This window comes from Burkholderia sp. AW49-1 (assembly GCF_053427845.1).
The window spans coordinates 1-14,713 of sequence record NZ_JBSAXF010000039.1; the positions used below are offsets into that span (position 1 = coordinate 1).

General features: G+C 66.5%; 11 protein-coding genes and 1 pseudogene. 7 read left to right on the forward strand and 5 right to left on the reverse strand.

The window, feature by feature from the left end; translation table 11 throughout:
* Window positions 1-370, forward strand: a 370-nt coding sequence (locus tag ACV22W_RS30555; protein ID WP_448023137.1) for an AAA-associated domain-containing protein, incomplete at its 5' end; no start/stop codon positions are given.
* A gap of 282 nt (window positions 371-652) precedes the next feature.
* Here the strand turns inward: ACV22W_RS30555 and ACV22W_RS30560 are convergent.
* The gene (locus ACV22W_RS30560) at window positions 653-1,531 is read right to left on the reverse strand and encodes a MurR/RpiR family transcriptional regulator (protein ID WP_448023138.1); all 879 of its coding nucleotides are present in this window, start codon (window positions 1,529-1,531) and stop codon (window positions 653-655) included.
* Between the two features lie 368 nt (window positions 1,532-1,899).
* Between ACV22W_RS30560 and ggt the strand changes: the two genes are divergently transcribed.
* Together ggt and ACV22W_RS30570 are read left to right on the forward strand one after the other, a co-directional pair.
* Window positions 1,900-3,651, forward strand: a complete 1,752-nt coding sequence (ggt, locus tag ACV22W_RS30565; protein WP_448023139.1) for a gamma-glutamyltransferase — start codon at window positions 1,900-1,902, stop codon at window positions 3,649-3,651.
* A 230-nt stretch (window positions 3,652-3,881) separates the two neighbouring features.
* The gene (locus tag ACV22W_RS30570; RefSeq protein ID WP_448023140.1) at window positions 3,882-5,210 is read left to right on the forward strand and encodes a dicarboxylate/amino acid:cation symporter; all 1,329 of its coding nucleotides are present in this window, start codon (window positions 3,882-3,884) and stop codon (window positions 5,208-5,210) included.
* On the opposite strand, the gene ACV22W_RS30575 is transcribed toward ACV22W_RS30570, so the two are convergent.
* Both ACV22W_RS30575 and ACV22W_RS30580 read right to left on the reverse strand, forming a co-directional pair.
* Window positions 5,207-5,596, reverse strand: coding sequence for a DUF3331 domain-containing protein (locus ACV22W_RS30575; protein WP_448023141.1), 390 nt, complete (start codon window positions 5,594-5,596; stop codon window positions 5,207-5,209). The two genes, ACV22W_RS30570 and ACV22W_RS30575, sit on opposite strands and share 4 nt — an antisense overlap.
* A gap of 44 nt (window positions 5,597-5,640) precedes the next feature.
* Complete coding sequence (locus ACV22W_RS30580; RefSeq protein WP_448023142.1) at window positions 5,641-6,933, reverse strand: NAD(P)/FAD-dependent oxidoreductase; 1,293 nt, start codon at window positions 6,931-6,933, stop codon at window positions 5,641-5,643.
* 147 nt (window positions 6,934-7,080) lie between these two features.
* On the opposite strand from ACV22W_RS30580, the gene ACV22W_RS30585 reads away from it, so the two are divergent.
* Window positions 7,081-7,734, forward strand: coding sequence for a TetR/AcrR family transcriptional regulator (locus tag ACV22W_RS30585; RefSeq protein WP_448023143.1), 654 nt, complete (start codon window positions 7,081-7,083; stop codon window positions 7,732-7,734).
* A gap of 24 nt (window positions 7,735-7,758) precedes the next feature.
* Here the strand turns inward: ACV22W_RS30585 and ACV22W_RS30590 are convergent.
* Window positions 7,759-8,106: pseudogene (locus tag ACV22W_RS30590) on the reverse strand (LysR family substrate-binding domain-containing protein); the annotation flags it as partial.
* A 104-nt stretch (window positions 8,107-8,210) separates the two neighbouring features.
* Window positions 8,211-8,687: a redox-sensitive transcriptional activator SoxR gene (gene soxR, locus ACV22W_RS30595; RefSeq protein WP_448023144.1), complete on the reverse strand. Its 477-nt coding sequence runs from the start codon at window positions 8,685-8,687 to the stop codon at window positions 8,211-8,213.
* A 79-nt stretch (window positions 8,688-8,766) separates the two neighbouring features.
* On the opposite strand from soxR, the gene ACV22W_RS30600 reads away from it, so the two are divergent.
* From ACV22W_RS30600 to ACV22W_RS30610, 3 genes are read left to right on the forward strand one after another with little or no spacing between them, the layout of a single operon-like run.
* Complete coding sequence (locus ACV22W_RS30600) at window positions 8,767-9,981, forward strand: efflux RND transporter periplasmic adaptor subunit (protein WP_448023145.1); 1,215 nt, start codon at window positions 8,767-8,769, stop codon at window positions 9,979-9,981.
* 13 nt (window positions 9,982-9,994) lie between these two features.
* Window positions 9,995-13,168, forward strand: a complete 3,174-nt coding sequence (locus tag ACV22W_RS30605) for an efflux RND transporter permease subunit (protein ID WP_448023146.1) — start codon at window positions 9,995-9,997, stop codon at window positions 13,166-13,168.
* Window positions 13,165-14,661 carry an efflux transporter outer membrane subunit gene (locus tag ACV22W_RS30610; RefSeq protein WP_448023147.1) on the forward strand — a complete coding sequence of 499 codons (1,497 nt, stop codon included), beginning with the start codon at window positions 13,165-13,167 and terminating at the stop codon, window positions 14,659-14,661. The genes ACV22W_RS30605 and ACV22W_RS30610 overlap by 4 nt, the downstream gene beginning before the upstream one ends.
* The last annotated feature ends 52 nt before the right edge of the window (window positions 14,662-14,713 follow it).

The following is a 14,713-nucleotide window of genomic DNA, read 5'->3' on the forward strand; positions in this document are numbered from 1 at the left end:
AGTGGACGAACTGTTTCCGATCGCCGAAGTGCTGCAGTACCTCGGCTTCGCCGACGTGCGCGAAGGTGACGTGTTCCTCACGCCGCCCGCGCGCGTGTTCGCGGAATTCGGCACGCAGGAGCGCAAGTTGATGTTCGCGGATCATCTGTTGAAGCACGTGCCGCTCGCCGCGCGAATCAGGAAGGTGTTGAACGAGCGCCCCGGCCATCGCGCGCCGCGCGTGCGTTTCGAGCAGGAGCTCGAGGATTTCCTGTCGGACGGCGCGGCCGAGGAAACGCTCGACGCGGTGATCGACTGGGGGCGTTACGGCGAAGTCTTCTCGTACAACGACAAGACGGAAGTGTTCAGTCTCGAGGATGTCGAAAGCTGATTCCAATGCCCGAAGACGGGGACGTGGGCTGCCTCCGGCTTAGATTCGGAGCGGTTCCTGCTTCGCATCGCGTACGTCCGGGCGAACTGCCCGGGCGTCGAATGTCCAGACGCGCGCGCCGTCTGCGCGCTGGGCTCGTGTCGTACCGCCATTGCGTGACTCACGGGGAAACAGCGATATCGCCTTGCCTCGGCATTCATCAGAAAGCCGCCGGTCTACGCTTTGCGGAATCACTTCTTCATTGCGAGGTGACTCAATGCCCGCGCCAGAACACATCCCCCCTCACTCCGGCAAATCCCACTGATTCCCATCCTGCCCGTTCCCACCCGTACTAAGCCGCTCGATCTTCTCCATCCGCTGCCGCGCCAGTTCGGGAAGCCGGTTCGTCACGCCGATCACCAGCGCTTCGGCGAGCGCGAGCGCCGGCACATTGGTCTGCAGCATCGCGAACGGACGCCCCTGGATCCGCAGCACGGTCTCGGCGAATGCGCTGATCGGCGAGCGCCATTCGTCGGTGATCAGCAGTACCCGCGCGCCGAGCTGGTGCGCGGCCTGGGCGAAGCGGATGCTGTCTTTCTGATAGCGGCGAAAATCGAAAATGACGAGCACGTCGCCGGGCCCCATGTCAGTCAGCGAGACCGATGCGAGATTCACGTTCGGCTCGACGTACTGCACGTGCGGGCGCGCATACGCGAGCGTGAAGGAAAACAGCGATGCGAGCGGGGCGGTATAACGCCCGCCGCCGCAGAACACGCGGATATCCGGATCGGCCAGCAGCGTCACCGCATCGTCGAACGCTGCCGCATCGAGTCCTTCGATCGTGGTGGCGAGCGATTGCGAAAGCCGCTGGAAGATTGCCGCATGGCTGTCGCGCATTCCCGATTCCGAGTGGAACGCGTCCATTCGCGCGAGGGGCGAATTCATCGCGGTGTCGATCTCGTCGTGCAGCGCCTGCTGAAACGACGAGTAGTTCGGAAAGCCGATCCGCACGACGAAGCGAAACACGGTCGGGTCGCTGACTTCGGCTTGCTTCGCGAAGCTCGCGATCGGCCCGAGACCGAGGCTCGGATAGCGATCCAGCAGCGCGTGCGCGACCTTCTGTTCCGACGGCGTGAAGCTATCCATCTGGGATAGCAGCAACGCCCTGATGCTTGTCCCCATCGGGCACTCCGGCTTGCTCGTAGCTGAATGAATGACAAACGGCAGACATGCGTCTGCCGGCGACTCCATGCATGTTAGCCGATCGACGGGCCGCAAACCGCGTGACGCCACAGATTAGAGGGACGTATCACCGGGGCGTCGATGATTCATATATGTAATAAAACGAACATTTGGGGCGATCGAGTACCGCGTCGTCGCGCGCAAAAATTGAGTGATAACCCTAGGTTTTGAGATGAAAATGTCGGTGCTATGATCGCGGCCTCTTCGAAATGTATTGTTCATTACATTTCGGGTCAACAGGTCGGCTGGCCCTTGGGACCAGTCGCGCACCCCGGCAAGGCCCGGTCATTCGTCTGGAGGATTCCGTCATGAGGCGGCTCGTCGTACTCACCCTGTTGTCGGCCCTGAGCGCAGGCGCGCTCGCCGCTTCGGAACCCGCGGTGGAAGCGAAGAACGGCATGGTCGTGTCGTCGCAGCACTTCGCGTCGCAGATCGGCGTCGACATCCTGAAGGAAGGCGGCAACGCGGTGGACGCCGCCGTCGCGGTCGGCTACGCGCAAGCGGTGACCAATCCGTGCTGCGGCAACATCGGCGGCGGCGGGTTCATGACCCTGCACCTGGCGGACGGCCGCGACCGCTTCATCAACTTCCGCGAGACCGCGCCGGCCGCGGCGTCCGCGAACATGTATCTCGATGCGAACGGCAACGTCATTCCGGACGACAGCCTGTACGGCTATCGCGCGGTCGGTGTGCCGGGCACGGTCGCGGGTCTCGACCTCGCGCAGCGCAAGTACGGCAAGCTGACGCGTCGGCAGGTGATGGCACCGGCGATCCGGCTCGCGCGCGACGGCTTCGTGCTGACGCGCGGCGATACGGACATCCTCGACACGACGATCGACCGTTTCAAGAAGGACCCGGAAGCGGCGCGCATCTTCCTGCGCCCGGATGGCACACCGCTGCAGCCGGGCGACCGCCTGGTGCAGAAGGACCTGGCGCGCACGCTCGAGCGCATCGCGGAGCAGGGCCCCGACGCGTTCTATCACGGCGAGATTCCGAAGATCGTCGAAGCGGCCGCGAAGCGCGGCGGCGGGCTGATCACGGCGGCCGACTTCGCGTCGTATCGTGCGCAGGACATGGCGCCGCTGACCTGCACGTATCGCGGCTACGAGTTCGTGTCGGCGCCGCCGCCGAGCTCGGGCGGCGTGACGATGTGCGAGACGCTGAACGTCCTCGAAGGGTATGACCTGCGCAAGTTCGGCTACCAGTCGGCTTCGGTGGTCCACTACATGACCGAGGCGATGCGTCACGCGTACGAGGATCGCAACACGCTGCTGGGCGATCCGAACTTCATCGACAATCCGGTCGCGAAGCTGACGAGCAAGGAGTATGCGGCCGAGATCCGCAAGCAGATCAGCGGCGACACGGCAACGGCGTCGGTCGACGTGCAGCCGGGTGTCGGCGTGCACGAAAAGCCGGAGACGACCCACTATTCGATCATCGACCGCGACGGTAACGCCGTGTCGACCACGTACACGGTCAACGGCCGCTTCGGCGCCGTGGTGATCGCGCCGGGTACGGGCTTCTTCCTGAACGACGAAATGGACGACTTCACGGTCAAGGTCGGCGCGCAGAACCTGTTCGGCCTCGTGCAGGGCACGCGCAACTCGATCGCACCTGGCAAGCGTCCGCTGTCGTCGATGGCGCCGACGATCGTGAAGAAGGACGGCAAGGTGTTCATGGTGGTCGGGTCGCCGGGCGGCTCGCGCATCATCACGATCACGTTGCAGACCGTGCTGAACGTGATCGACTACGGAATGACGCCGCAGGATGCGGTCGGGGCGCCGCGCATCCATCATCAATGGCTGCCGGACCAGGTCTATTACGAAACCCGCGGCCTGTCGCCCGACACGCTCGCAATCCTGCGCAACATGGGCTACAAGATGGTCGAGCAGACGCCGTGGGGCGCAGCGGAGCTGATCTTGGTCGGCCTGCCCGGCACCGAGGCGGCGAGCCGTCAGAGTTCCGGTAACGACTCGTCGGTGTCCGGTAACGTGCGCGTCGGCTACATCTACGGCGTCAACGATCCGCGCCGGCCGGCCGGTTCGGCGATCGGCTACTGACCTGAGCGGATGAGATTCGATTTGATTGCATCAAGCTGAACGGTTGCCCCGGCGTTCGCCCTCGCGCGAGCGCCGCGGCAGCGACAGCGCGTCCGTTCGCGGACGTTCGCAGTATCGAGCGTGGCGGGTGCCCGGAGTCCCGGGCCCGCCTTGCTCGCAACGTGCGCCGTGGCACGGCATCGGCGCGCGTATTTTTTCTTTCACTCCTGCACCTTGCGTCGAGTTCCGTTATGAACAAACGAATGTCTGCGGCAGTCTGGATCCTGCTCGCGATGGCGGCCGGCATCTTCATCGGCTACATGATCTACACGCAGTTTCCCGACAAGCAGGCGGCGACCGAAATCGCCGGCTACATCTCCCTCGTGTCCGACGTGTTCCTGCGGCTGATCAAGATGGTGATCGGCCCGCTGGTGTTCTCCACGCTCGTCGTCGGCATCGCGCACATGGGCGACGCGTCGTCGGTGGGGCGCGTGTTCGTGAAGGCGTTCGGCTGGTTCGTTACCGCGTCGCTGATCTCGCTGCTGCTCGGGCTGTTCATGGCGAACCTGCTGCGCCCCGGTGAGAATCTCGGTCTGCCGCTGCCGGACATCGGCGCATCCGCGCATCTCGCGACGTCCAAATTCACGCTGAAGGATTTCGTCAGCCACATGGTGCCGAAGTCGATCGCCGAGGCGATGGCGAACAATGAGATCCTGCAGATCGTCGTGTTCTCGATGTTCTTCGGCGTCGCGCTGTCGGCGCTCGGCGAGCGCGGCAAGATCCTCGTGGCCGCGATCGACCAGCTGTCGCACGTGATGCTCAAGATCACCGGCTACGTGATGAAGCTCGCGCCGCTCGCGGTGCTGGCCGCGATGGCCGCGACGGTCGCGGTCAACGGGCTGTCGGTGTTGCTGAAGTTCGCGGTATTCATGGGCGACTTCTACGTCAGCCTGTTCCTGCTGTGGAGCACGCTGGTGATCGCAGGCCTGCTGTTCCTCGGCCGCCGCGTATTCAAGCTGCTCGTGCTGATCAAGGAAGCGTTCATGCTGTCGTTCGCGACCGCGAGCTCCGAAGCCGCGTATCCGAAGATCCTCGACGCGCTCGACCGTTTCGGCGTGCGACGCAAGATCTCGAGCTTCGTGATGCCGATGGGCTATTCGTTCAACCTCGACGGCTCGATGATGTACTGCACGTTCGCGTCGCTGTTCATCGCGCAGGCGTACAACATTCACCTGTCCCTCGGCACGCAGATCACGATGCTCCTGGTCCTGATGCTGACGTCGAAGGGGATGGCCGGCGTGCCGCGCGCATCGCTCGTCGTGATCGCGGCGACGCTGCACCAGTTCGATATCCCGGAAGCGGGGTTGCTGCTGATCCTCGGCGTCGACACGTTCCTCGACATGGGCCGCTCGGCCACCAATGCGGTCGGCAATTCGATCGCCAGCGCGGTGGTCGCGAAGTGGGAAGGCGAGCTGATGTCGGAGTCCGAAGCGCTGGCGCATGCCGCGCATCTCGATGCTGAACTGGAACGGCAGAACAGCGAACCGGCCTATGGTGCCGGCCAGGCGACGTCCGTTTAAGCGGCACACGCCTCGTCGATGAACGCCGCCAGCACCATCGCGGCGGCGTTGCCCGGCGCCGAGCCGAGCAGTTGCGGCGCATACACGCTGTCGCCGGGCACGATCGGCCGCCCCGACAGCGCACAGGCGCCGTGCTTGCGCGTCGTGAACAGCCGCCACTTCTGATAACCGTAGTGGCCGGTGCACGCGTCGCGCCACGAAATCATCACGGTGTCGGCCGTGGGACGCTCGAGCACGCTGATCGTCGGCTGGCTCGTCGCGTCCCACGACGGCAGGCGATCGCGCGTGATGCTGCGTCGTCGCGGTGCGGCCCATGAGACGGACGGCATGTCGAAGCTGCCGATCGCGGCAACCATCTTGGGCCAGGCTACTGCACTGTTGCTCATCTTTGTTTCCCTCGAAACGTTACGCGATGCCGCGACATGCGGCATCACGACAGGCGGATGCGCGGCTGCACGCAGCCGTTGATCCGTTCGGCGATCCACAGCAGCGTCGCCTTGGAAAATCCGTGCAGCGCCTGCTGGTGGCACCGATACAGCATCAGATGGCTGAATTGCGCGAAGCGCCCCTGAATGAAGCCGCCGCGAAAGAACCCGAATTGCCCGAGTGTGCCGAACGCGTCGTAGTCGCTGATCGACACGAGCGCGCCGAAGTCGTGGAACGCGAACGGCGGCAGCGTTTTGCCGTCGAGCCATGCGGGCAAGTGTTTCGCGAGATGCTCGGCCTGCTGGGCCGCGACCTGCGCGGTGGGTGGCAGAGGCCGTTCGTGGCCGTCGGGCTGCAGGCTCGCGCAATCGCCGATCGCGAACACGTTCTCGTCGGCCGTGGCCTGCAACGTGGGCCCGACCAGGATCTGGTTCGCGCGGTTGGTGTCGAGCCCGCCCAGCGCCTGCATGAAATCGGGCGCCTTCACGCCGGCCGCCCACACCATCAGATCTGCTTCGGCATACGAACCGTTGCCATGGTGAAAGCCGTTTGCATCGGCCGCCGTCACGCGCGTCGACGTCAGCACGTGAAAGCCGATCTGCTCGAGCCGCCGCTGCGCCGACGCGGAAATCCGTGGCGGAAACGCGGCGAGGATGCGCGGGCCGCTTTCGAGTAGCGTCAGCCGCAGCCGTTCACGCACCGTCTCGTCGCCATACGCCTGCGCCACTTCCAGCAGCCGGCTCAGTTCCGCTGCCAGCTCCACGCCCGTCGCGCCCGCACCGACGATCGCGACGCGAAACGGCTCGTCGCGCGCGATGCTGCGAAACACGCGCATCCGCAACGCTTCGTTGAAAGTTTCGGCCTGCTGTTGGCTGTCGATGAAGTAGCAGTGCTCGCGCACGCCCGGCACGCCGAAATCGTTGGCCTGGCTGCCGAGCGCGAGGATCAGCACGTCGTATTCGAGTTCGCGCGCGTCGACCACCCGCTCGCCGTCCTGCGAGCGGATCTCGCCGAACTGCACGCGGCGGCGCGCACGATCGAGCCCCGTCAGTTCGCCGGGCTGGTACGTGTAGCCGTGATCGCGCGCATGGGCAAGGAAGATCACCTGCTGTTGCTGCACGTCGCGCGTGCCGGCCGCGATCGTGTGCAGCATCGGCTTCCAGACGTGGGTCGGGCTGCGGTCGACGACAGTGACCTGAGCGCGCCCGGTGCGGCCGAGACGTTCGCCGAGGCGGGTCGCGAGCTGCAATCCGGCGATGCCGCCGCCGACGATCACGATGCGAGTAGGGGTTGTCATGAATAAATCATCACGTGATGAATAATGTATGATCCTAGCGCTTCCCGGCTTCGCGTGTCAACGGAGCGGGGCAGGCAGCCTGGTTCCGGCGATGTGGAACCGGGTCCCAACACGGGCATTCGATTCATTCAACGGGAGCAGGAAAACGTGGCTGAAGTCACTGAGCGCGCGCCATCGAAGCGGCGTACGCGCGGGCGGCCGCTGGCGGAGGCGTCCGTCGGTCCGGACGTGATATTGCGCGCCGCGCGTCGTACATTCGCGAAGCGCGGCTACGATGCGACGAGCGTGCGCGAGGTCGCGCGCGAGCTGGGCATCGATGCGGCGCTGATCGCTCACCATTTCGGCACGAAGGAAACGTTGTGGCTGGCTGTCGTCGAGCAGATCGTCGACCTGGCCGAGCCGCTATTTGATGCGTTGCGCGCGCTGCGCACGTCGCCATTGCCGCATCGCGAGCGCGTGCGGCGCGCGATCGAGCTGTGCGTCGATCACGAATTCGAGGAGCCGGACATCGGTATGTTCTTCTCGACGGCGGCGACCGAGGAGGGCGGGCGGCTCGACTGCCTGCAGCAGCGGATCGTGCGTCCGTATCACGATGCAATGTTTCCGTTGCTGGCCGACGCGGTCGAGGCCGGCGAGATCCGCCCGGTCGATCCGAACGTGCTGTTCTTCATGATCGCGAGCGCGGTCGGCACGACGGTGTCGTACAGCCACATGATGCTGGAGTTCACGTCGCTGCCCACGCGGCGGGATGCGTTCCGGCAGGCCGTGCTCGACGTCGCGCTCAGCATCCTGCGCGTCTGAGCGCCGCGCACACGACGCGCGCGATCACGTTGCCGCCACCAGCCGCAGTGCGTCGACCGCGTGCCGCTCGCTATCGCGCAACGCGTCGACGAGCGGCGACGGCGTCCGGTAGGCGATCGCCAGTTCGTATGCGAGCGGGCTGCCTGCGCCATTCAGTTCGCGTAACGTAATGCCTTGCGGATGCATCGGCACGAACAGCCGCGGCATCAGCGCGACGCCGATGCCGCCCGCGACGAGTCCGGCCGTCGTCTGCATCTGGCGCGGCTGCTGGATCACGCGCGGCGCGAAGCCGGCCTGCGCGCATGCCGTCACGATTCGCGCGTGCATGCCGGGCCCGTGATGCGCGGCAAACAACACCCACGGTCGGCCCGCGCGCGTCGTTCGTCACGGGCGCGACGATCGCGGTGAACGGCGGCTGGCGGGTCGGGTGATGCGTGGAGCCGGCGCGGCGACGGGCATTGCGCCGGCTGCCCGCGTCAGTCGAGATCGGGCGGCGCGTCACCGTGCCAGCGCCGCGCGCCGGGCCCGTTGCGGCCCGCGCGGTCCTCGGGATTGGTCAGCTTGCAGCGCTTCAGCGACAGGCAGCCGCAACCGATGCATTCGTCGAGGTTGATGTAGAGCCGCTGCAGTTCCTCGATCCGGTTCGCGACGCGCTGCTTCCAGCCGCGCGACAGCCGCTGCCAGTCCTTGTTGGTCGGCGCGGTGTCTTCCGGCAGGCTCACGAGCTGTTCGGCGATCTCGTCGAGCGAATAGCCGATCTTCTGCGCGAACACGATGAATGCAATCAGTCGCAGCACCGCGCGCGAATAGTGACGATGGCTCGAGCCGTTGCGGTGCGATTTGATAAGCCCGCGCTTCTCGTAGAAGCGCAACGTCGACGCCGGCACGCCGCTGCGCGCGGCCACTTCGCGGATCGACATCAGCGGCCATTGCGGGGTTTCGTCGATACCCATGACGCCCTCCTGGAAAGCTTGACTTGAAGTTAACTTCAACTTTTATGCTACGCGGCAGTTTAACCCGTCGCGAGGCATCATGCTCTTCTTGTCCCTACGCAGGACGTCGCCTTTGGGCGCGGCCTGCGCATTGCTGCTGGCGTTGTCGGGCTGTCACGACGGCAAAGGCGAATCGTCGGCCCATCCTCTGCCCGAAGTCGGCGTGACGACCGTCGCGCCGCGCACGATCCGCCTCGCGGACGAATTCAACGGACGCGTCGAAGCGGTCGACGCGGTCGAGCTGCGGCCACGCGTGAGCGGCTATCTGCAGCGCATCGCGTACAAGGAGGGCGACCTCGTCGCGCAGGGCGCGGTGCTGTTCGAGATCGATCCACGCCCGTACCGGATCGCGCTCGACCGCGCGAACGCGCAACAGCAGAGGGCGCGCGCGGCCGCGAGCCTCGCCGATGTACAGCTCAAGCGCGTGCGGACGCTGATCGATGCGCATGCAACCTCCGAGGAGGAACTCGACAACGCGCGCGCGACCGCGGAGCAGGCACGCGCCGACCTGCAGGCGGCCGACGCGGCCGTCGCCGAAGCAAAGCTCAATCTCGGCTTTACCGAAGTGCGTGCGCCGATCTCGGGGCGCGTCGGCCGTGCGATCGCGACCGCCGGCAACCTCGCACGCGCGGACGACACGCTGCTGACGACGGTCGTGTCGCAGGATCCCGTCTACGTGTATTTCGACTGCGACGAGCAGAGCTACCTGCGCTACAACGCGCGTCGCGCCGACCCGAAGCACCGGGCGATCGGCGCGGATCCGGTGCGCGTGGGCCTCGCCAACGAGACGGGCTTCCCGCACGCAGGTACCGTCGATTTCCTCGACAACCGGCTCGATCCGCAAACCGGCACGATCCGCGCGCGCGTGCGGCTGCCGAACGCGGATCACACGTTCACGCCGGGCCTCTATGCGCGCGTGCAGCTCGTCAGCGGCCGCGACCAGGATGCGCTGCTCGTCGACGACAAGGCGGTGCTCACCGACCAGGATCGCAAGTACGTCTACGTGATCGGCGCCGGCGACAAGGCACTGCGTCGCGACGTGACGATCGGCCGTGTGCTGGACGGCGAGCGGATCGTCGAAAAGGGACTTCAGTCGGGCGATCGCGTGGTCGTCGACGGCGTGCAGCGGATCTACTATCCGGGTGCACAGGTGAAGCCGAAGGTGCTGCCCGCGCGCGCGGATGCGGGCACCGGCGCCGAGCCGGGCAGCGGTACGCAGGCCGTGGCCGACGCCGGCGCGCCGGCCGCGCAATAACGGGAGACCTGCGATGGATTTCTCCCGATTCTTCATCGACCGGCCGATCTTCGCGGTCGTGCTGTCGATCGTCATCTTCGCGATCGGCCTGATCTCGATCCCGATGCTGCCGGCCGGCGAGTATCCGGAAGTCGTGCCGCCGAGCGTCGTGGTGCGTGCGACGTACCCTGGCGCGAACCCGAAGGAAATCGCCGAATCGGTCGCCGAGCCGCTGGAAGAAGCGATCAACGGCGTCGAAGGGATCATGTACATGAAGTCGGTCGCGGGTTCGGACGGCAGCCTGCAGGTCGTCGTCACGTTCCTGCAGGGCGTCGATCCCGACACGGCCGCCGTGCGCGTGCAGAACCGCGTGAGCCAGGCGCTGTCGCGTCTGCCCGACGAGGTGCGACAGTACGGCGTGACCACGCAGAAGCAGTCGCCGACACCGCTGATGTACGTGAGCCTCTATTCACCGGACAACAGCCGCGATTCGCTGTATCTGCGCAACTACCTGACGTTGAACGTGAAGGACGAGCTGTCGCGCCTGACCGGCATCGGCGACGTCGGCGTGTACGGCTCCGGCGACTATGCGATGCGGCTCTGGCTCGACCCGAACCGGCTGGCATCGCGCGGGCTGACCGCGAGCGACGTGATCGCCGCGGTGCGCGAGCAGAACGTGCAGGTATCGGCCGGCCAGCTGGGCGCGGAGCCAACGCCGAAGAAGAACGACTTCCTCGTGTCGATCAACGTGCGCGGCCGGTTGCGCACGGTGCAGGAATTCGGCGACATCGTGCTGCGCAATGGCGACGACGGCCAGGTCGTCAAGCTGTCCGACGTCGCGCGCATCGAGCTCGGTGCGGGCGACTACACGCTGCGCTCGTATTTCAACGACCGGCATTCGGCCGTGGTCGGCATCTTCCTGTCGCCGGGCGCGAACGCGCTCGACGTTGCGAAGTCCGTGTATGCGAAGCTCGATGAGCTGTCGAAGCGCTTCCCGCCGGGCATCGCGTATCGCCCGGTGTGGGACCCGACCGTGTTCGTGCGCGAATCGATTCGCGCGGTGCAGCACACGCTGATCGAGGCCGTCGTGCTGGTCGTGCTCGTCGTGATCCTGTTCCTGCAGACCTGGCGCGCGTCGATCATTCCGCTCGTCGCAGTGCCGGTGTCGGTGGTCGGCACGTTCGCATGGCTCTACCTGCTCGGCTACTCGATCAATACGCTGACGCTGTTCGGGCTCGTGCTCGCGATCGGGATCGTCGTCGACGATGCGATCGTAGTGGTCGAGAATGTCGAGCGCAACATCGCACAGGGGCTGAGCCCGCGCGACGCCGCGCATCAGGCGATGCGCGAGGTGTCGGGGCCGATCGTCGCGATCGCGCTCGTGCTGTGCGCGGTGTTCGTGCCGATGGCGTTCATGTCGGGCGTGACCGGCCAGTTCTACAAGCAGTTCGCGGTGACGATCGCGATTTCGACGGTGATTTCCGCGGTCAATTCGCTGACGCTGTCGCCCGCGCTCGCCGCGAAGCTGCTGCGCCCGCACGGCGCGCCGAAGGATGCGCTCACACGCGTGCTCGACCATGCATTCGGCTGGCTGTTTCATCCGTTCAACCGCTTCGTCGAGCGCAGTTCCGGTCGCTATCACGGCGTCGTCGCGCGCACGCTGAAGCGGCGCGGTGCGGTGTTCGCGGTCTATGCGGTCCTGCTCGCGGCGACCGCGCTGCTGTTCAACGCGGTGCCGGGCGGCTTCATTCCCGTGCAGGACAAGTTGTATCTGTTCGCCGGCGCGAAATTGCCGGAAGGCGCGTCGCTCGCTCGCACCAGCGCGGTGACCGAGCAGATGACGAAGATCGCGCTCGGCACCGACGGCGTCGAGATGGTGCCGGCATTCGCCGGCCTGAACGCTCTGCAGGGCGTAAACACACCGAACATCACGAACTCGTACGTGATCCTGAAGCCGTTCGACCAGCGTCACCGCAGCGCCGCGCAGATCAACGCGGACCTGAACGCGCGCTTCGCGGCGATCGGCAGCGGCATCACCTATGCGCTGATGCCGCCACCGATCCAGGGCCTCGGCAACGGTTCGGGCTACTCGCTGTACCTCGAGGATCGCGGCGGGCTCGGCTACGGCGAATTGCAGAAGGCGCTGACGGCATTCCAGGCTGCGGTCGCGAAGACGCCGGGGATGAGTTACCCCGTCAGCGCGTACCAGGCGAACATCCCGCAGCTCGAGGTGAAGGTCGACCGCCTGAAGGCGAAGGCGCAGGGTGTCGCGCTGACCGACGTGTTCAACACGCTGCAGGTCTATCTCGGTTCGATGTACGTGAACGACTTCAATGCATTCGGTCGCGTGTACCGCGTGATGGCGCAGGCCGATGCCGGTCACCGGCAGACGGCCGCCGACATCGCGAACCTGCGCACCCGCAACGCGAAGGGCGAGATGGTACCGATCGGCTCGATGGTGACGGTCGAGCCCGCGTACGGGCCGGATCCGGTCGTTCGCTACAACGGCTATCCGGCCGCGGACCTGATCGGCGACGCGGACCCGAAGGCGATGTCGTCGTCGCAGGCGATCGCGAAGCTGCAGCAGATCGCGAAAGACGTGCTGCCGCCGGGCATCACGCTCGAATGGACCGACCTCAGCTACCAGCAGGTCACGCAGAGCAACGCGGCGATCGTCGTGTTTCCGCTCGCGGTGATGCTCGTTTTCCTGGTGCTGGCGTCACTGTACGAAAGCTGGACGTTGCCGCTCGCGGTGATCCTGATCGTGCCGGTGTGCATGTGCGCGGCGCTGTTCGGCGTATGGCTGTCCGGCGGCGACAACAACGTGTTCGTGCAGGTCGGTCTCGTCGTGCTGATGGGTCTCGCGTGCAAGAACGCGATCCTGATCGTCGAGTTCGCGCGCGAGCTCGAAATCCAGGGCAAGGGCGTGATCGAAGCGGCGCTCGAGGCGTGCAGGCTGCGGTTGCGGCCGATCGTGATGACGTCGGTCGCGTTCATCGCGGGCTCGGTGCCGCTGCTGATCGGCAGCGGCGCGGGCAGCGAGGTGCGCGCGGCTACCGGCGTCACAGTGTTCGCGGGGATGCTCGGCGTCACGTTGTTCGGGCTGTTCCTCACGCCCGTGTTCTATGTGGCGATCCGCAAGCTCGCGGGCGGCACGCCGGCCGTGTGGAGCGAACAGCATGGCACCCTCGAAGGAGAAAACCGATGAGCGCCGTTTTTCGTCTTTCCGCGCTCGCGATGTCGGTGACGCTCGCCGCGTGCGCGGTCGGCCCGGATTTCAAACGACCCGACACCGCGGCTGCCGCGCGCTTCGCACGCGACGCGCATCCGGCCACGCAGGATGCGTCGTCGGCGGACGCGTCGGCGGCTGCCGATGCCACGTTCTGGCGCGGCTTCGGCGACCCGGCGCTCACGCAATTGATCGACGCGGCGCTCGCGGCGAACCAGGACCTGCAGGTCGCCGTCTCGCGCTACGACGCATCGAACGCGCTGCTGTCGCAGGCCACGTTCGACCGCTATCCGACGATTACCGCGAGCGGCCGGATCGGCCACCAGCTGATGAGCAAGGACCAGGCGTTCGGCGCGCCGCGCAGCCAGCGCGATACGCCGATCTCCAATGTCGGGATCAACGCGGCGTGGGAACTGGACCTGTTCGGCCGCGTGCGCCGGTCGATCGAGTCACAGCGCGCGGAAACGGCCGCGAGCGCGGCCGACGTGCGCGCGGTGCGTGTCGCGATCGCGGGCGAGGTCGCGAGCACGTACGTGGATCTGCGCGGCTCGCAGGAGCGGCTGCGGATCGCACGCGAGAACGCCGACAACCAGAAGCAGACGCTCGCTCTGATCAATGCGCGCGTCGGCGCGGGACGCGGTTCCGAACTCGATACGGCGCGTGCGCGCGCGCAGTACGAATCGACGACATCGCGCATCGCCGTGTACGAAGCTGCGATCGGCGTCGACGAGCACCGGCTCGCGGTGCTGACCGGACAGGCGCCGGATGCGCTGATCGGCCGGTTCGACATTCCGAACGCCGACGCATCGAAAGGCACGCCGGTGCCGCTGCCGGCGCTTGCCGCCGACATCGATCCCGGCACGCCGGGCGACCTGCTGCGCAGGCGTCCCGACGTCGCGGCCGCCGAGGCACGGCTGCATGCGGCCACCGCGCGGGTCGGCGTCGCGACGGCCGACCTGTTTCCGCGCTTCACGCTGTCGGGGCTGCTCGGCAGCGCGACGAGCAGCTACGGGTTCTTCCGTGCGGGCAGCGACACGACCCTGATCGCGCTCGGCGTCGACTGGTCGTTCCTCGACGTCGGCCGCGTGCGCGCGCGGATCGCGGCGAGCGACGCGGAAGCGGTCGGCCAGCTCGCGCAGTACCGGCAGACCGTGCTCGGCGCACTGGAGGAAACCGAGAACGCGCTGCTGCGCGTCGCCCGCACACGGGACGAGACCGCGCACCTCGTGCGTGCGGCGGACGATAGCGCACGCGCGGCGGCGCTCGCGCAGACGCGTTTCTCGGCGGGCGCGATCGACTATTACGAAGTGCTCGACGCGCAGCGGACGCTGCTGCAGGCGCAGGACGCAGCGGCTGACGGGCGGATGCGCAGCGCGGCGTCGACGGTCGCGCTGTACAAGGCGCTCGCGGGCGGCTGGCCGGCGGAAACGGCCCAGGCAGCATCGAGGCCGCTCGCGCGATCGGTGCAGTAGCACGCCGGGCCGTGCGGCGGGCGTTGAGCGGAGTGCGTGTGTTTCAGCAGCA